Here is a 17,238-nt window from a genome sequence, read left to right as displayed (position 1 = left end):
TTGTTCTTGCGTTTCCGACTCTACCAGACCGTTTCCCGATCCGATTTCCTCGGTGCTTTCCAGGTTTCCGCTTTCGCGTTTCCCTTTCCGGCGGTCCAAACACTATCAGCGATTTTCCGTCTCTCTGACCACGGCTCTGCGGACATGCAGAACCAGACCCCGAGATAGGATCTGACAAGTTGGGTGCTGCCAGGCAAGGACGCTTGGTCGCGTCGCTCGGCCTCAAGCAGGAGTACGACTCTACATGGGGGTTTGGAGCGCGCGCAAATCGTTTGCGCGGTGTTCTAGGGCCGCCAACCGGGACCTCTCATGCGGAACCGGCAGTTCGTATGACATACCCTGCTCAACAGTGCGCCGTCCGGTACAGGCAGTGACGGCCCATATGAATCTCCACCCCTGGGAGGCTTCCCATGACCATCGTGACGTCCCCTCTTGCAGGACGTGCCATCGGACTCACCGCGGTACCGGATCCCGTCTTCTCCGGAGCGATGGTAGGCCCCGGCACGGCGATCGACCCCGTGCGTGAGCCCGGGGAGGCTGTCGCCCCCGTGGACGGGGTGATCGTCTCGCTTCACCCGCACGCCTTCGTCGTCGTCGACGCAGAGGGCCATGGCGTGCTCACACACCTGGGCATCGACACAGTGCAGCTCAATGGCGAGGGCTTCGAACTTCTCGTCAACAAGGGTGACACCGTGACGCGCGGTCAGGCCGTCGTGCGCTGGAACCCGGCCGCCGTCGAGGTGGCCGGCAAGTCCCCGATCTGCCCGATCGTGGCGCTCGAGGCAACGGCCGACTCCCTCTCCGATCTCCGCGAAGACGGCGACGTGAAGGCCGGCGACGCCCTTTTCAGCTGGCAGTGACACCAACAGCGCTGCCGTCGTAGACGGCAGGTTCGAAAACGACCGCGGCGGCGGGACGCGCCGCACTACCGGAGACGGGTGAGATGGAGACAACGCTGCGAGGCGTCGGCGTGAGCCACGGTGTGGCGATCGGCGAGGTTCGGCACATGGGAACGGCGGTGCTTGAGCCGCCTGCCAAGCAGATCCCGGCGGAGGACGCGGAGCGCGAACAGGGGCGCGCCCGTAAGGCCGTCGAGGCTGTGGCGGCCGATCTGATGGCGCGCGGCAATCTGGCGGGGGGCGAAGCCCAGGCGGTGCTCGAGGCGCAGGCCATGATGGCCCAGGACCCCGAGCTGATGGCGGACGTGGATCGGCGTATCGCGGTCGGCAGCACGGCCGAGCGTGCCGTCTATGACGCGTTCGCTTCCTATCGCGCGCTGCTGGCGGGTGCCGGTGAGTACCTCGCCGGTCGTGTGGCCGACCTCGACGATGTGCGGAACCGTATCGTGGCCCGGTTGCTCGGGGTGCCCATGCCGGGCGTCCCCGACAGCGACGAGCCGTACGTCCTTATTGCGCGTGACCTTGCGCCCGCGGACACGGCGCTGCTCGACCCCACTCTCGTCCTCGGCTTCGTCACCGAGGAGGGCGGGCCGACCAGCCACAGCGCGATCCTGGCTCGGGCGCTCGGAGTGCCCGCCGTCGTCGCGCTCCCCGGCGCCGGAGAGCTTGCCGAAGGCACGGTGGTCGCCGTGGACGGCAGCACCGGCGAGATCTTCGTGGAGCCGAGCGCCGAGAAGCGGGCGCAGTTGGAGGCCGCGGCTGCCGAGCGGAAGGCGGCGCTGTCTGCCTCGACCGGACCGGGTGCCACCTCCGACGGACACAAGGTGCCGCTGCTGGCCAATGTCGGCGGTCCCGCCGATGTGCCGGCCGCTGTCGAGGCCGGGGCCGAGGGTGTCGGTCTGTTCCGTACCGAGTTCCTCTTCCTGGACGATAGCAAGCAGGCGCCGTCCGAGGAGAAGCAGGTCGAGGCGTACCGGCAGGTGCTGGAGGCGTTCCCCGAGGGGCGTGTCGTGGTGCGGGTGCTGGACGCGGGCGCGGACAAGCCGCTGGAGTTCCTCACTCCGGCCGACGAGCCGAATCCGGCACTGGGTGTACGAGGTCTGCGCACCCTGCTCGACCACCCCGATGTCCTGCGTACGCAGCTGACGGCACTCGCGAAGGCCGCGGAGGGGCTGCCGGTCTACCTCGAGGTCATGGCGCCGATGGTCGCCGACCGCCTCGACGCCAAGGCGTTCGCGGACGCGTGCCGTGCCGCCGGGCTGAAGGCGAAGTTCGGCGCGATGGTGGAGATTCCGTCGGCCGCGCTGCGGGCTCGCTCGATCCTCCAGGAGGTCGAGTTCCTGTCGCTGGGGACCAATGACCTCGCGCAGTACACCTTCGCAGCCGACCGGCAGGTGGGAGCGGTGTCCCGCCTGCAGGACCCGTGGCAGCCCGCGCTGCTCGACCTGGTCGCCGTGTCCGCCGAGGCGGCGAAGGCCGAGGGCAAGAGCTGTGGTGTCTGCGGTGAGGCTGCGTCCGATCCGCTGCTCGCGTGTGTGCTGACCGGTCTGGGGGTCACCTCCCTGTCGATGGGTGCCGCGTCCATTCCTTATGTCCGGGCGACGCTCGCCAAGTACACGCTGGCGCAGTGCGAGCGTGCCGCCGCGGCGGCACGTGCCACGGACACGGCCGACGAGGCGCGCACGGCGGCCCAGGCGGTGCTGTCCGGCGAGTAGCCGGGACCGTTCGTCGAGCGAAGGTTGCTCAGGGGCGCTCCACCTGCGGGTGGGGCGCCCCTTCGCGTTCAGTGCGTGTGGCCTGTCGCCTCCCCTCCGTTGCCGAGGTCGGGTGGTACGCAGTAGTCGACGCCCGACTCCGGGGAGACCAGGTCTCCGGATGTGACATCGGTGCAGTAGGCGTCGAAGACCTCGCCTGCGGTGAGGGGTTGCAGGCCTTCTCCGCGCAGTCGCCATCCGTAGACGCGGTCGGTCGTGTCGGGGGCGGTGGTGCGCATGACGAGTCCTCCGGCGCTACCGGTGGCAAGACCCAGGGCCAGGACGGTGGTGAATTCGAGGGCTTCCGCCTCGTCGAGGCGGGTGGTGCCCTCGGCGTCGTCGTCGGCCCGCAGCACCGCGACGAGTGTTTCGGGTGCCGCGGAGACGCTGCACACGAGGTGGCGCTCGCCGGGGCTCGCGGTGTCGAGGACGCGGGTGAGCAGGTGGGAGGCGCGGGCGAAGGACGCTCGTCCGATGTCCTCTCCGCAGGACGCGCAGTTGCCGATGCGGGACAGGAGTGTGGTCGCGTACTCCCAGGTCGCTTTGCGGACGGCTTCGTCGACGAGGTCGGGGACGAGTTCGGCGAGGGGCTGTCCCTCGTACGCGACGGTGGGGCCGGTGGCGGCGAGTTCGGCGGTGAAGCGTGTGCGGCTTGCGGCGGTGTCGGGTTCCAGGCCGTTGTGCGTGCAGAACTCCGCGTACTCCTCGGGGTCGAAGAGCGCGACGGTGGTGTGGCTGCCTTGGGCTGCAAGGGTCCTGAGCAGGGATTCCACCTGCTGGAGGTAGGTCGTGTGGTCGTTGAACGTGAAGGTGCGGTAGCGCTGCATCACCGTGAAGTCGCGCTCGTCGGTCAGCAGACCGATGGTGCCGGCGATTTCGCGGCGCAGGACGCGTCGCATGGTCTGGTGCTCGGTGTGCGCCATGTTTCCCCCTGTGCGCAGTCGATCAATGCTCACTCACAGTAACTGGCGGCACTGACAACGCGGTGCGGGAGAGCTGGTCGCGCACCAGACGGTGCTGAAACACGCAGGTCACGGCGATGGTCGCGCCGAAGGTCGTCCAGCCGAGGGGGCCGGTCGCGATGGCCGCGGTGACGGCGAGTGGTCCGATGCTGCGCTGGGCGGACTGCGCCAGTCCATGGACGCCCAGATAGGCGCCCTGGGCCGTCCCGGGCGCGAGGGCGACGGAGAGTTCCCAGGAGACGGTGGCGTGCAGCATCTCCGCCACGGTGAAGGCGACGGCCGAGGTCGTGAGGAACAGCGTGGCGGTGAAGGCTCCGCCCGTGGCCGAGAGTGCCATCGCGACGCCACCGAGAGCGAAGACGGCGGAGAGGGGGAGGAGCAGGGAGCGCGCGGCGGCCGTCGTGGCGCCGAGGCGGGCCAGGGGGACCTGAAGGGCCACGACCATCAGGTTGTTGAGAACCATGAGCAACGGGGCGAGGCCGTGGGGTGCTTGGTCGGAGTGGGCGATCCAGAGCGGCAGGCCGACCTTGAACACGGCGTCGTCGAGGAAGAGGACGGTCTCGGTGGCGACGTACGCGAGATAGCCGCGGTCGCGCCAGGGGCTGGCCGGCCTGGTGATGGGGGCGGGGTGCTTGGACGTGGCGATCGTGCGTGCGGGGGACGGCGGTTCGGCGCAGCGCACGGTGAGGAGCGCGGCGGCGACGAACGACAGCGCGTCTCCTGTCAGGAGCCAGTGGTAGGCGGTGGTGGTCCCGATCGTGAGAGCGGCTGCGGCGGTGAGGCCGCCCAGGGCCCATCCGGCGTTGGCGACGGTTCTGGTGACGGCCTGATAGCGGACGCGGTCGGGTCCGGAGACGCGGGTGGCGTACAGCTTGGTGAGGACGTTGGCGGCCCGGTCGCCGAAGCTGCCGGCGGCCGAGAAGGCCAGCAGCAGGGCGTAGTTGTCGGTGGTGAGCAGGGCGAGGGAGGCCAGGGCTCGCAGGATCTGCAGGGAGATCAGGACACGGGTGAGGGGCAGGCGGTCGGCGATGCGGCCGCCGAGCGGTGCGCCGGCGATGCCGATGGCCCCCGAGACCGCGGCGAGGGTGCCGACCTGTGCCACGGACAGGCCGGTGACGTAGGTGAAGTACAGGACCGAGACGGCTGCCCACAGGCCGCTGCCGGTCCGGTCGACGAGGGCGATCCAGAGCATTCTTCGGCCGCCGGGGCCTCCTGGAATGCGTGTCGACCATGCGGCTGCGCGGCTGATCGGTCCCACCGTTCCCCCTTGCTTCCACTTATGTATTGATACATACTTGGTAACGTGGCAACACAATATGGGATCAGTGGCGCGACGGCCAAGGGAATTGCCTCGTCCGTCGAACGAGGCGTGGCCGAAGGCGCGTTGGGGCCGATGGCGGCGCTGCCTCCGGTACGCAGACTTGCCGACGAGCTCGGGGTGAGCCCGGGGACGGTCGCGACGGCGTACAAGGAACTGCGGCGGCGCGGGATCGTCGTGACGCACGGGCGGGGCGGCACCGTGGTCGCCGCGGCTCCCTCGGTGGCGTCACGACGACCACCGAAAGTGCCGGACGGACTGCGGGACCTGGCAGGTGGCCATCCCGACCCTCGGCTGCTTCCGCACCTGGTGCCGCCCTCGCGCCTCTCCCCCGGCGCGCGGTCGCACCGCAGCACGCCGCGTCTGGCGCGGTTGGAGGACGCCGTGCGCGACTGGCTGCGACCGGACGGGGTGCCGACGGAACACGTGACCTTCGCGCACGGCGCGCTCGATCTGATCGGACGACTGCTGTCGGTGGAGTTGCGTCCCGGTGACGCCGTCGCGATGGAAGACCCCGGCTATCACCATCTGCTGGACCTGGTCACGGCACTGGGGCTGCGTACGGTCCCGGTCGCCGTGGACGACCAGGGGATGCGACCCGAGGCCTTGCGCGACGCGCTACGGGCCGGCGTGCGCGCGGTGGTGTGCAGTCCACGGGCGCAGAATCCGTACGGCGGTCGCTTCTCGGCGGAGCGCCGGGACACTCTGGTCGCCGTACTCCAGGAGGAACCCGATGTGCTCGTGGTGGAGAACGACCATGCGTCCGCCGTCGCCGATGCGCCTCTTCACGCTCTGGTCGCGGGCGGCCTTGCGCGCTGGGTGCACGTGCGGACCGTGAGCAAGTTCCTCGGGACGGACCTGCGGTGGGCGGCTGCGGCCTGCGATCCGATCACGCTGGCCCGGCACGACGGCCGGATGCTGCTCACCTCCGGCTGGGTCAGTCACCTGCTCCAGGAGACGGTGTACGGGCTGATGACGGACGACGACACGCGCGCGTTGGTCGCCCGCGCACAGGACACGTACGCGCTGCGGCGGAACGCACTGCGACACCAACTCTCGGAGCAGGGGATCCCGTCCCATTCCGTGAGCGGAATGAATGTCTGGGTACCGGTGCGCGACGAGTCGGCCGTCGTCAATGGGCTGCGGTCCTACGGGTGGTGGGTTGCGGCGGGTGCGCGGTTCAGGATCGCTTCCGCGCCCGGTGTACGGATCTCGGTCGCGGAACTCGAACCCTCCGACGCTGTGCGCCTGGCCTCGGACTTCGCTGTCGTGCTCGGCGAGTCCGAGGCCACCTACGGAGGTTGATCAGCCGCGCTTGCGGGCCAGCTCTTCGTAGAAGTGCAGCAACTCGACGTTGTCCACGGAGCCGACGTTGACCGCCTTCTCCAAAGGGGCTCCCTGGAGGAGGCGCTTGACCGGAACCTCGATGCGTTTGCCCGTGAGCGTGTGCGGGACGCCAGGCACCTCGATGACCTCGTCGGGGACGTGGCGCGGGGAGAGCTGTTCGCGGATGGTCTGCTTGATGCGGTTCAGGAGGGCCTCGTCGAGCGCGGCTCCGGGGGCGAGGTGGACGAAGAGGGGCATCCAGTAGCCGCCGTCGGGCTGTTCGACACCGATGACGAGCGACTCCTTGATCTCGGGGAGGCGCTCGACCGCTTCGTAGATGTCGGCCGACCCCATCCGCACGCCCTGGCGGTTGAGCGTCGAGTCCGAGCGGCCATGGATGACGACGGAACCGCGCGAGGTGACGGTGATCCAGTCACCGTGGCGCCACACTCCGGGATACGTGTCGAAGTAGCTGTCGTGGTAGCGGCTGCCGTCAGGATCGTTCCAGAAGCGGATGGGCATGGACGGCATCGGGTTGGTGACCACCAGCTCACCGACTTCGTCGATCAAGGGCTTGCCGCCGGGGTCCCACGACTGGAGGTCGGTCCCGAGGCCGGGCGCCTGGAGTTCCCCGATGTACACCGGGAGCGTCGGCACCGCTCCCGCGAAGCAGGAGCACACGTCCGTGCCACCGCTGACGGAGGCGATCCACAGATCGTCGCGGACCTCGTCGTGCAGCCAGCGGAAGCCGTCGGGCGGCAAGGGCGAGCCGGTCGTCGCGACACACTGCACACGCGTGAGGTCGAAGTCCTGGGAGGGGTGGACGCCCGCCTTGCGGCACGCCATCACATACGCGGCGGACGTGCCGAAGAGGGTCGCTCCCGTGCGTTCGGCGATCCGCCACTGGGCACCCGTGTCCGGGTATCCGGGGCTGCCGTCGTAGAGGACGATCGTGGTGCCCGTGAGCAGGCCGGAGACGAGGAAGTTCCACATCATCCAGCCGGTGGACGTGTACCAGAAGAAGCGGTCCTCGGGGCCGAGGTCGCAGTGCAGGCCCAGTTGCTTGAGGTGCTCGACGAGGATGCCGCCCTGGGACTGGACGATAGCCTTGGGGAGGCCGGTCGTGCCGGAGGAGTACAGCACCCACAAAGGGTGGTCGAAAGGGACCTCTTCGAAGACGGGCGCCACGTCCGCCGAGGTCAGTTCGGACCAGTTCAGGGCGCCTTCGGGGGCTTCGGTGCCGAGCAGGGGGATGTGGACGACGGCGCGCAGGGTCGGCAGTTCGCGGCGCAGCTCGGCGACGACGTCCCGGCGGTCGTGCTCCTTGCCGCCGTAGCGGTAGCCGTCGACCGTGAACAGCACGACGGGTTCGACCTGCTGGAAGCGGTCGAGGACGCTGCGCGCGCCGAAGTCGGGGGCACAGGACGTCCACACGGCCCCTACGGCGGCCGTGGCGAGCAGGGCGGCCACGGCCTGCGGAATGTTCGGGAGATAGCCGCTGACGCGGTCTCCCGGGCGTACCCCGAGGGCGCGCAGCTCGGCGGCCAGGGAGCCGACCTGACGGCGCAGCTCGGACCAGCTCACCGGGGTCGCCTCGTGGGTCTCGTCGACGTACAGGAGCGCTGGTTCGTCCGTGCGGGTCCCGGCCGCGCGCAGGGCGTGCTCGGCGTAGTTCAGGGTCGCCCCGGGGAACCATTCGGCGCCGGGCATCGAGCGGTCACCGAGCACGCGCGCGTAGGGGGTCGAAAACCGTACGTCGAACCACTCGGTGACGGCCTTCCAGAACGTGTCCAGTTCCCGCACCGACCAGCTGTGCAGTGCCGGGTAGCCGCCGTCGGAAGGGGCTCCGTGGTGCTCGGCCGCCCAGGCCTGGAACTTCGTGACCTGCGCCTGGGTGATGCGCCCTGGGTCGGGCTGCCAGAGCGCTGAGGGGTTCGCGGTGGACATGAATCGGCTCCCGGACTGTGTGCGTCGGTCGCGCACGAGCTGGGGTGTGCGCGTCACGCGGCTGACACGGACGATGCCATGTGATCGACTTCCGCACCAGGGTGCGCCGCAGATGGTCGTCCGCGTGAAGATGTGCCCCCATCGCGGGTGAACGGAAGTTGAACGACTCACTCATTTGGCGCAGGCAATGGCAGGGTGAGCAGCATGGACGGTCGTGACCTGGTGCGTTCGGTGAAGACGGTCGGTTCGACGGGGGCGGCCCAGGGCTTGCGTACCGTGCGGGCCGCATGGCGAAGGAGGCGTGCCGACGCCGCCGGGCTGCCGCGGCGGGGGGCCGAGCGTGCGCGGGTGCCCGGCCCGGTGGAGGGGGCGGAGCCGGGTCCCGGGGGTGGGGTCGTCCGGTTCGCGCGGTCCGAGTTGCGGATCACGGTCGCGGTGAGCGGGGCGGTGTTCTGGGGTTGGGACGGGGCCGGTCCGGAACCGTCCTACGCGCTCGCGGGCCGTTGCCCGGAGCCGGACCCGCGGGCCGTCCTGGAGCCCGACAAGGACGGCGGCTGGCGGGTGGTGGCCGAACGGGTGACGGTCGTCGTCTCGCGGCACGGCGCCGTCGAGGTGCGAACCCCGGGTGGTGTGATCCTGCGCCGTGATCTGCCGCCCCGTTGGTGGGAACCGGTCGACGGGGGTGGCGCGCGGTGGATGCAGCGCTCGGAAGTGGCCGCCGACGCCCGGTTCTTCGGCCTGGGCGGGCGCGCGGCCGGTCCCAGGCTGCGTGACGGGACGTACCGGCTGTGGAACACGGATCCCGGGCACACCTTCACGCCGGGCGTCGATCCGCTGTACATCACGATGCCCGTGCAGATGGTGGTCTCCGACGCGGGCACGCATCTCGTGTTCCACGACACCTCCTGGGACGGCACGGTGCACCTGCGCGAGGGCGAGGAGGGCGCGGGGTCGGGGCACGACCGGGCAGGAACATGCGAGTTGCGGATGGACGGTGGCCCGCTGCGCTGCTGGTTGATGGTGGGCACCCCCGCGCGCGTGCTGCATGCCTGGGCCTCGCTCACGGGGGCGCCCGCGCTGCCGCCCGCGTGGGCTCTGGGGCACCATCACGCGCGCTGGGGCTTCGGCAGCGAGCAGGAGGTGCGGCGGATCGTCGCGGGCTATCAGGAGCGCGGTCTGCCGCTCGACGCGGTCCACCTGGACATCGATCACTACGACGCCCACCAGGTGTTCACGGTGGATCGGGAGCGCTTCCCCAAGCTGCCGGTGCTCGCCGAGGAGCTGCGCCGCGACGGCATCCGGCTGGTGTCGATCGTCGACCCGGCGGTCAAGTCCGAGCCGGGCAACGCGGTGTACGACAGCGGCCTCACCGAGGACGCCTTCGTGCGGGACGGCTCGGGCCGGCTTGTGCGGGGAGTCGCATGGCCCGGGGAGTCGGTCTATCCGGACTTCACGCACGCGCGTGTGCGGGAGTGGTGGGGCGGCCTCTACGAGGAGCGGCTGGCGCAGGGGTTCGGGGGATTCTGGCACGACATGAACGAGCCGACGTCGTTCACGGCGTTCGGGGAGTCGACGCTGCCGAGGTCGGCCCGGCACTCCCTGGAGGGACGCGGCGGCGACCATCGTGAGGCGCACAACGTGTACGCCCTGGGCATGGCCCGAGCCGCCTACGAGGGCCTGCGCGAACTGGATCCCCAGGAGCGGCCGTTCCTCTTCTCGCGCTCCGGGTGGGCCGGGATGCAGCGCTACGGAGGGACCTGGTCCGGAGACGTGGCCACGGGCTGGCCCGGGCTGCGGGCCTCGCTGTCACTGGTGATGGGGCTCGGGCTGTGCGGGGTTCCGTACTCGGGTCCCGACGTGGGCGGTTTCGACGGCAGCCCTTCTCCCGAGCTGTACCTGCGATGGTTCCAGCTCGGCGCGTATCTGCCGCTGTTCCGTACGCATGCGAGTCTGCGGGCGGGGCGCCGGGAGCCATGGGAGTTCGGTGAGGACGTACTGGAGCACGCGCGCGTGGCTCTCGTCGAGCGGCGGCGGCTGCTCCCGTACTTCATGACGCTGGCGCTGCTGGCGCGCCGCACGGGCGCACCCTATGTGCGGCCGCTGTGGTGGGCGGCGCCGGAGGACCGGGCGCTCAGGGACTGCGAGGACGCCTTCATGCTGGGTGACTGCCTCCTTGTGGCACCGGTGCTGGATCACGGGGCCGACCGTCGTGCGGTGCAGTTGCCCCGGGGGCGTTGGTACGACACGGTGACCGAGGAGGCGTACGAGGGGCCGGCCCAGGTGTTGCTCGATGCCCCCTTGTCGCGGATTCCGGTGTTGGCGCGCGCGGGTGCCGTCGTGCCCGTCCGGGGTGACGACGGCGGCCTGGAGCTGGAGGCGTGGGCTCCGGCGCGCGGGCGTGTCGGGGGCGGGCTCGCCGTGCCGGACCCCGGCGACGGCTGGGACGAGCCCGAGCTCGAACGCTACGTGACGCGCTGGGAGGGGCAGCACGTGGTCGTGCGGCGGGACGGAGAGGGCGGAGCGGGCAAGCCGGAGTATCCGGTCCGGGTGCGGGGCCTCGGGGCGCGTTGACCGGCCCCGAGAACCCTGCGGGACCCCCTCAGACGTACCGTCCCTCGAACCATGCGCGTGCCGCCAAGGTGTGCAGCGGGAAGGCGAGCTCGGTGGGCCGGCGCAGCAGGTGCCAGCCCTCGGTCTCGTCCGTGGCGACGGACGGCGGCAGTTCGGCGGCCGGGCGCTCCGGTAGGAGCCCGAAGAGCAGCAGGTGACCGGCGGGAGAGCTCATCGCGTCGGCGAGCCGCACCTCGCGGCTCGGCACGTCGATTCCCGTCTCCTCCTCGAGTTCCCGGACGACGGCGTGCCGCCAGTCCTCCCGGTGGTCGATGAACCCTCCGGGCAGCGCGATGCCTCCGCGCGCGGGGGCGATGGTCCGGGTGATGACGACCAGGGCGGTGCCCCTGTCGTCGTACACGGGCTGCAGGGCCACCGCGACCGGCAGCGGATTGCGGTAGGCCACGCCGCCGCAGACGGCGCAGGTGCGGGGCCAGCCGGAGTTGCCTTCTCCGTAGGGTGCTCCGCAGCTCGAACAGTGCGAGTCCGGCGCGAAGTCGGCGGGTGGGTGCGGGGTTGCGGACACGCCGCGGACTGTAGCCGATCACTTCTCGCTCGTCTTCGGGTGCCCATCAGGTGCGGGTCCGGGCGCCTGTCGAAGTGCGTCTCCTGATGCGGTCCGCCCCGCCGTCACGGAGCGGACCGGGGCGGACCGGCCCGGCTCAGGGGGACGAAGTCAGCGACTCCTTGGACACGGGGAAGTCGAAGTACGTGTCGGGGTAGGGCTCGGGCTTGTACGTGTAGTGCCACCACTCCTCGGCGAGGTTGACGAATCCGAGGTCTTCGAGGGTGCTCTTCAGGAGCTGCCGGTTGGCTCGCTGCACGCCCTGGATGCGTGCGTCCAGCGTGTGCGCGAGGGTGTCGAAGCAGTCGAAGCCGGTCCCCATGTCCACGGAGTTGTCCGGGAAACGCTCGGCCCGGGGCGCGTAGCAGGGCACGAGGGGTTCTCCGGGGACGTACGGGCGGGTCGGCTTCGCCGGCAGCCGCACGATCGTGAGGTCCATCGTCGAGCCGCGGCTGTGTCCGGACTTCTCGGCGATGTAACCGTCCTCGAACAGGCGGGTCTTGTCGACCTGCGGGTAGAACTCGGGCTTCATCGCCTGGTCGTCGAGGTCCTCGGCCCAGCGTACGAAGTGGTCGACGGCGCGTTGCGGCCGGTAGCAGTCGTACACCTTGAGGGTGTAGCCCTCGTGCAGCAGTGTCACCTGAGCTTTGTGGAGGGCTTCGGCGGCGGGTCGGGTGAGGATGCAGATCGGCTGCCGGTAGCCGTCGATGCGCTCGCCGACGAAGTTGTGCGGCGTGAAGTAGCGCATCTCCTGGATGATCGTCGGGTCCACGGATCCCAGGGACACAAAGTCCTCGGGTGCCTTCGGCTCGGGCGTCGCCCGCGCGGTGGCGGAAGCGGCGGTGACAGCCAGTAAGGCGGCGAGCGTGGTCACCAGACCGCGTACGGCGGTGGAGAGTCGTGTCATGCCCCCTGCATCTATCAGGTGCGGGATCCGTCGGGGAAGGGATCACCCCCGGTCGGGCACCATCGAGTGAGGGAATCACCGGATCCCCCAACGGGCCCCGGAGCCGGACCGGGAGGTGCGGCCGGAACCACCCCCGTGGGCCCCGGCCGCACCTCCCGATACTCCGACGCCCAGGAGGCCTCCACGGTTCTCTCCGTCGCGCTGCCCATTTTCCGATGCCCGTGACACACTTCTGACGTTCCGTCAGATTCAGCGTCATGGAGGGGCCTTGTCGCGCACACGTACACGTACACCCGTGGTCGCCGGATGGTTCGCCGGGGACGGGGACGACTTCCGTCTCCTCGGCACACGCTGCTCCGCGTGCGCCTCGGTCTTCTTCCCCCGCGAGGACGCCTTCTGCCGAAATCCGGGATGCCGCGGCGGTGAGCTGACCGAGGTTCCACTGTCCCGGCGCGGTCGCGTCTGGTCGTACACCGACAGCCGGTACCGACCTCCGTCACCGTATGTGACCGATCCGGAACTCTCGTGGGAACCCTATGCGTTGATCGCTGTGGAGCTGGAATCCGAGCGGCTCGTCGTACTCGGTCAGACGGTTCCCGGGATCACCGTCTCCGACCTGGCGGTGGGCATGGAGGTGGAGGTCGTCCCCGGTGTGCTGAACGAGGACGAGGAGACGACCTGGACGACGTGGCACTGGCGGCCGACGGGGGTGACGGCATGAAGGGCATGTGGCGTACGGGGGTGACGGCATGAGCGGTGAGGTGGCGGTGCTCGGCGCGGGCATGCACCCGTGGGGCAAGTGGGGGCGCGGATTCGTCGAGTACGGGGTCGTGGCGGCGCGTGCGGCGCTGGCCGACGCCGGGGTCGACTGGCGGGACATCGGCTCGGTCGTGGGCGCCGACACCGTGCGTGCCGGCTATCCGGGGCACGTGGCGGGAGCGACGTTCGCGAAGGCCCTGGGCTGGCAGGGAGCGCGGGTCACGAGTGTGTACGCCGCGTGCGCGTCGGGGGCGCAGGCCATCAACGCGGCCCGGGCGCAGATCCTTGCGGGCCTCGCGGACGTGGTCCTCGTGGTCGGCGCCGACGCTGCGCCCAAGGGATTCTTCCGTCCGGCGGGCGGGGACAGGCCCGACGATCCCGACTGGCTGCGGTTCCGGGTCCTCGGAGCGACGAACCCGACGTACTTCGGGCTGTACGCGCGGCGGCGGATGGCCGTGCACGGGGACACCCTGGAGGACTTCGCGCAGGTCAAGGTGAAGAACGCCGCCCTGGGGGCGCTGAATCCGAACGCGCGGTACCGCAAGAGGGTCACGGCCGAAGAGGTGGCGGGCTCCGCCGTCGTCGCCGACCCGCTGCGGCTGCTCGACATCTGTGCGACGTCCGACGGGGGCGCCGCCCTCGTGCTGTCGAGTATGGACTTCGCACGGCGGCACGGGGCGGCGGCCCCCGTACGGATCCGCGCGGTGTCGACGGTGACACCGCGCTACCCCAACACCGTGCTCGACCTCCCGGACATCGCCACGGACTCCGCCGTCGCGGTGGAACCCGCGGCCGGCACCTTCCGGGCCTCGATCGCGCGGGCGGCGTACGAGGAGGCGGGCATCGGCCCCGAGGACCTCTCGCTCGCCGAGGTGTACGACCTGTCCACGGCCCTGGAATTGCAGTGGTACGAGGACCTGGGGCTGTGCGGGGAGGGCGAGGCCGCGAAGCTGCTGCGGGAGGGTGCCACGTCGCTGGGCGGGCGCATACCGGTGAACGTCAGCGGCGGACTGGCCTCCTTCGGTGAGGCCGTTCCGGCGCAGGCCATAGCACAGGTGTGCGAGCTGACATGGCAGCTGCGCGGGGACGCGGGCGATCGGCAGGTCGGGAGCGCGCGCGTGGGAATCACGGCGAACCAGGGGCTGTTCGGACACGGTTCGTCGGTCGTCGCCGTCCGCTGAGTCGGTGGCCGGCCGAATGCAGCGCGTCCAGGGGCGGCGCACGCCGCGACGACCGCTGTCCACGGACGCTCGCCCCGCGGCCGTGCGCACTCGGTGTGACGACCTCGGAATGCTGCGTGAACAGCTCGTGAATCGCGCCCGGGCGGGCGCGGGCCGGGCCAGTATGCTCCCGTGCCCTCCTGGACGGATACTGTCCGCTTCGCCTTCCAGCCGGTCGTCAACCTGACGACCGGAGGGGTTGCGGGGCTGGAGATACTCGCCCGTCCCGAATCCGGCGACATCCTGGCGCAGGCCCGCCGCGATCCCGAACTCGACGGGCGGCTTTCGGCGTTGGCGATCCGCGCAGCGGCCCGCAGGGAGACGATGCTGCCGCTGCACGTGAATGTCTTCGCCGGGACACTGGCCGATCTCGGACGGCTCGCGGCGCTGCGCGACGCCGTGCGCGAGGCCGGTCGGCTGCCGTGGGAGGTGACGATCGACATCGGGCCGCCGTACACGCACGTGCCGCACCAGGCCCTGCTGGAGGCGGTGTCCACGGTGCGGAGCGAAGGTTTCCGGATCTGTGCGGACGGAGTGGGCGACGGCGACGTACCCCTGCGGCTGCTCACGGACCTCGCGCCCGAGCTGGTGAAGCTCGATGCGTCCTTGTTGACGCGACCGGCGGCGGTCCGGGCGATGCGGACGCTGTGCGAGCAGTTGGGCGCGCTGCTGTCCGTGGAGGGCGTCGAGACGGAGCTGCAGTGCGCGGCCGCGGTGTCGGCGGGGGCGCAGTTGGCGCAGGGCGAGCTGTTCGCGCCGCCCGCACGGCTGCCCGTCGCGGACGTATACGTTCCGGCCCTCTCCCCCGGCGTCACGGCGGCCCCCCGGTCGGGACCGTCGGTGCGGCAGTTCGTGCGGCCCGCCGCGCTGCTGCCCGCGACGGCGTCCGCGGGGCAGGTGCGGGCGCTGCTCACCGGCTCGCCCGACGTGTCCGGTGTGCTGCTCGTGGATCCTTCCGGGATCCCGGTCCGCTCAGTGCACCGGTCACGGTTCCTGCTGTCGATGTCGGGGCCGTACGGGCATGCGCTGTACGCCGACCGGCCGGCCGCCAAGCTCGGCGATCCGCCGCGTACGGTCGGCGTCGACGCGACCGCGTGGGAGGTCCTCGACGTGGTGGCGGACGGCGAGCCGGACCGTACGTCGGACGATGTCGCGGTCGTCGATCACTACGGGCGGTGCGTGGGGGTCGTACGCCTGGCCGATCTCGTACGAGCGCTCTCCGAGAGCCGGGTCGAGGAGGCAGCCGGGCTCAACCCGCTGACCAGGCTGCCCGGTTCGGACGCGATCACCGGCGAGGTGGACCGGCGGATCGCCGACGGCCGGACGTTCGCGCTCAGTTGGCTCGATGTCGATCACTTCAAGCAGGTCAACGACGGTGCGGGCTTCGCGGCGGGCGACGAGCTGATCCGGGCGGTCGGGCGGACGCTGCAGCACGCGGCTTCCGGGACGACCCGCGTGGGGCACATCGGCGGCGACGACTTCCTCGTCCTCGCGGAGCCGGAGACTCTCGGCCCACTGGCCGGCACGGTACTCGACGCGCCCTGGTCGGCGGGCGGACGACCCGTCACCTTGTCGTTGGCCACGGTCCTGTGCGCACCGGGCAGCGTGACCGACCACCGACAGGCGGCGGCCTGCCTGGCACCGCTCAAGCAGGCCGCCAAGTCGCTGAGCGGGGCGAGTTGGGTGCTGGGGCGGGCGGGACTGCCGGGGCACGAGGTCCTGCGTGGTTCGGGGGCGGAGCGGGCACAGGCCGGTTGAGCGAGGGACCGGGAGGTTTCTGCGTAACGGCCGTGCCGCCCGAGACCCCTGTGACGGGTGCGGGCGAAGGGACGGTCGGCCCGAGACCGTGTCCCGGGCAGGCCCCTTACCGTGCCCCGATCTTGGCTGTTTCACGACCTTCAACCGTTGCCGTCGGCGACCTTGACGCCCTCTGGACGCCGGTGAACACTTCCGGATGTCAGTCGGCATCGCCGCATTCGGGCGTCTTCAGGCACCGCACCGCTCGGGTTCCCGACCTGTTTCCAAGGCCGTCCCCCACGGGCGATTCCGCTGCGACGGCACGCTCGTCACGAACGCCGGGCGGGGCGCGGGACCTCCCTGCCTTCGGCTGAAGTAGCCATGGGAAACGCACCCCGCACGGTGGCCCGGAGCGGACCGCTCCGGGCGAGGCCTAGGAGCCGCCATGAGCAACGGCGACATTTTTGTCGGCGAGTTGATCGGCACTGCGATTCTGATTCTGTTCGGCGCGGGAGTCTGCGCCGCGGTCACCCTCAACAAGTCCAAGGCGCAGGGCGCCGGCTGGGTCGTCATCGCGTTCGGATGGGGTTTCGGCGTGCTCGCCGGGGCCTACACCGCGGCGCCGCTGTCCGGCGGTCAGATCAACCCGGCCGTGACCATCGGTTTCGCCATCGAGGGATCGACGAAGTGGGAGGACGTGCCCTTCTACATTCTGGGCCAGTTCGCGGGCGCCATCGTCGGCGCCGTGCTCTGCTGGCTGCTCTATCTCGGCCAGTTCAATCTCAACGCCGACGAGGACAACGCCATCGAGACGCTGGGCATCTTCTCGACCCGGCCAGAAATCGACCATCCGGTGCAGAACCTCATCACCGAGATCATCGCCACCGTCGGCCTGATGCTGCCCATCCTGGCCATGGTCGGTGGCCACAAACACGTGGCCGGGATCGGCGACGCGGGACTGCCCGTCCAGCTCATCGCATTCCTCGTGGTCGGTATCGGACTCTCGCTGGGCGGGCCCACCGGGTACGCCATCAACCCGGCCCGTGACCTGGGACCGCGCCTCACCCATGCATTGCTGCCGATTCCCAACAAGGGCACCTCGGAGTGGAGTTACTCCTGGATCCCGGTGGTCGGCCCGATCGCCGGTGCCGCCATCGGAGCCGCGATCTACAACGCAGCCTTCTGACGAGAACGCAGCCTTCCAACGCAGCCTTCTGACGAAGAAGACGTAAGG

Annotated in this window: 13 protein-coding genes; 8 read left to right on the top strand and 5 right to left on the bottom strand. The window is 70.4% G+C overall.

Features of this window, described 5'->3' with window-relative positions; all coding sequences use genetic code 11:
- Nucleotides 1-410: 410 nt before the first annotated feature.
- Together ACZ7M3_RS21610 and ptsP are read left to right on the top strand one after the other, a co-directional pair.
- Complete coding sequence (locus ACZ7M3_RS21610; protein ID WP_099923862.1) at nt 411-860, top strand: PTS sugar transporter subunit IIA; 450 nt, start codon at nt 411-413, stop codon at nt 858-860.
- A gap of 83 nt (nt 861-943) precedes the next feature.
- On the top strand, nt 944-2,614 hold the full coding sequence (ptsP, locus tag ACZ7M3_RS21605) for a phosphoenolpyruvate--protein phosphotransferase (protein ID WP_472065212.1): 1,671 nt from the start codon (nt 944-946) through the stop codon (nt 2,612-2,614).
- Between the two features lie 68 nt (nt 2,615-2,682).
- On the opposite strand, the gene ACZ7M3_RS21600 is transcribed toward ptsP, so the two are convergent.
- Both ACZ7M3_RS21600 and ACZ7M3_RS21595 read right to left on the bottom strand, forming a co-directional pair.
- Entirely contained in the window at nt 2,683-3,576 is an 894-nt protein-coding gene (locus ACZ7M3_RS21600; protein ID WP_472065210.1) for a hypothetical protein, read from the bottom strand.
- A 22-nt stretch (nt 3,577-3,598) separates the two neighbouring features.
- The gene (locus ACZ7M3_RS21595; protein WP_472065208.1) at nt 3,599-4,807 is read right to left on the bottom strand and encodes an MFS transporter; all 1,209 of its coding nucleotides are present in this window, start codon (nt 4,805-4,807) and stop codon (nt 3,599-3,601) included.
- Between the two features lie 111 nt (nt 4,808-4,918).
- Between ACZ7M3_RS21595 and ACZ7M3_RS21590 the strand changes: the two genes are divergently transcribed.
- The gene (locus tag ACZ7M3_RS21590) at nt 4,919-6,238 is read left to right on the top strand and encodes an aminotransferase class I/II-fold pyridoxal phosphate-dependent enzyme (protein ID WP_472065206.1); all 1,320 of its coding nucleotides are present in this window, start codon (nt 4,919-4,921) and stop codon (nt 6,236-6,238) included.
- Here ACZ7M3_RS21590 and ACZ7M3_RS21585 read toward each other — a convergent pair whose 3' ends face one another.
- A complete protein-coding gene (locus tag ACZ7M3_RS21585; RefSeq protein ID WP_388523253.1) occupies nt 6,239-8,206 on the bottom strand; it encodes an acetoacetate--CoA ligase in 1,968 nt (655 codons plus the stop codon).
- Between the two features lie 204 nt (nt 8,207-8,410).
- On the opposite strand from ACZ7M3_RS21585, the gene ACZ7M3_RS21580 reads away from it, so the two are divergent.
- Complete coding sequence (locus tag ACZ7M3_RS21580) at nt 8,411-10,777, top strand: glycoside hydrolase family 31 protein (protein ID WP_472065204.1); 2,367 nt, start codon at nt 8,411-8,413, stop codon at nt 10,775-10,777.
- Between the two features lie 28 nt (nt 10,778-10,805).
- Here the strand turns inward: ACZ7M3_RS21580 and ACZ7M3_RS21575 are convergent, their stop codons facing one another.
- Both ACZ7M3_RS21575 and ACZ7M3_RS21570 read right to left on the bottom strand, forming a co-directional pair.
- Nucleotides 10,806-11,342, bottom strand: a complete 537-nt coding sequence (locus ACZ7M3_RS21575) for an NUDIX domain-containing protein (RefSeq protein ID WP_351316044.1) — start codon at nt 11,340-11,342, stop codon at nt 10,806-10,808.
- Between the two features lie 136 nt (nt 11,343-11,478).
- On the bottom strand, nt 11,479-12,288 hold the full coding sequence (locus ACZ7M3_RS21570; RefSeq protein ID WP_472065202.1) for a M15 family metallopeptidase: 810 nt from the start codon (nt 12,286-12,288) through the stop codon (nt 11,479-11,481).
- A gap of 295 nt (nt 12,289-12,583) precedes the next feature.
- Between ACZ7M3_RS21570 and ACZ7M3_RS21565 the strand changes: the two genes are divergently transcribed.
- The 4 genes from ACZ7M3_RS21565 (at nt 12,584) to ACZ7M3_RS21550 (ending at nt 17,190) form a co-directional block, all read left to right on the top strand.
- Nucleotides 12,584-13,009, top strand: a complete 426-nt coding sequence (locus ACZ7M3_RS21565) for a Zn-ribbon domain-containing OB-fold protein (protein WP_060895767.1) — start codon at nt 12,584-12,586, stop codon at nt 13,007-13,009.
- A 28-nt stretch (nt 13,010-13,037) separates the two neighbouring features.
- On the top strand, nt 13,038-14,228 hold the full coding sequence (locus ACZ7M3_RS21560) for a lipid-transfer protein (protein WP_472065200.1): 1,191 nt from the start codon (nt 13,038-13,040) through the stop codon (nt 14,226-14,228).
- A gap of 171 nt (nt 14,229-14,399) precedes the next feature.
- On the top strand, nt 14,400-16,025 hold the full coding sequence (locus ACZ7M3_RS21555; protein ID WP_472065198.1) for an EAL domain-containing protein: 1,626 nt from the start codon (nt 14,400-14,402) through the stop codon (nt 16,023-16,025).
- A gap of 424 nt (nt 16,026-16,449) precedes the next feature.
- Entirely contained in the window at nt 16,450-17,190 is a 741-nt protein-coding gene (locus tag ACZ7M3_RS21550; protein WP_472065196.1) for an MIP/aquaporin family protein, read from the top strand.
- Nucleotides 17,191-17,238 lie beyond the last annotated feature (48 nt).

Source organism: Streptomyces sp. NPDC111656 (genome assembly GCF_055656965.1).
The sequence above is the reverse complement of the archived record's forward strand: the minus strand, read 5'-3'. Positions and strand labels throughout refer to the sequence as shown.

Coding starts and splice junctions, on each gene's coding strand:
- ACZ7M3_RS21610 (WP_099923862.1), top strand. CDS start 411: ATGACCATCGTGACGTCCCCTCTTGCAGGACGTGCCATCGGACTCACC.
- ptsP (WP_472065212.1), top strand. CDS start 944: ATGGAGACAACGCTGCGAGGCGTCGGCGTGAGCCACGGTGTGGCGATC.
- ACZ7M3_RS21600 (WP_472065210.1), bottom strand. CDS start 3,576: ATGGCGCACACCGAGCACCAGACCATGCGACGCGTCCTGCGCCGCGAA.
- ACZ7M3_RS21595 (WP_472065208.1), bottom strand. CDS start 4,807: ATGCTCTGGATCGCCCTCGTCGACCGGACCGGCAGCGGCCTGTGGGCA.
- ACZ7M3_RS21585 (WP_388523253.1), bottom strand. CDS start 8,206: ATGTCCACCGCGAACCCCTCAGCGCTCTGGCAGCCCGACCCAGGGCGC.
- ACZ7M3_RS21580 (WP_472065204.1), top strand. CDS start 8,411: ATGGACGGTCGTGACCTGGTGCGTTCGGTGAAGACGGTCGGTTCGACG.
- ACZ7M3_RS21570 (WP_472065202.1), bottom strand. CDS start 12,288: ATGACACGACTCTCCACCGCCGTACGCGGTCTGGTGACCACGCTCGCC.
- ACZ7M3_RS21560 (WP_472065200.1), top strand. CDS start 13,038: ATGAGCGGTGAGGTGGCGGTGCTCGGCGCGGGCATGCACCCGTGGGGC.
- ACZ7M3_RS21550 (WP_472065196.1), top strand. CDS start 16,450: ATGAGCAACGGCGACATTTTTGTCGGCGAGTTGATCGGCACTGCGATT.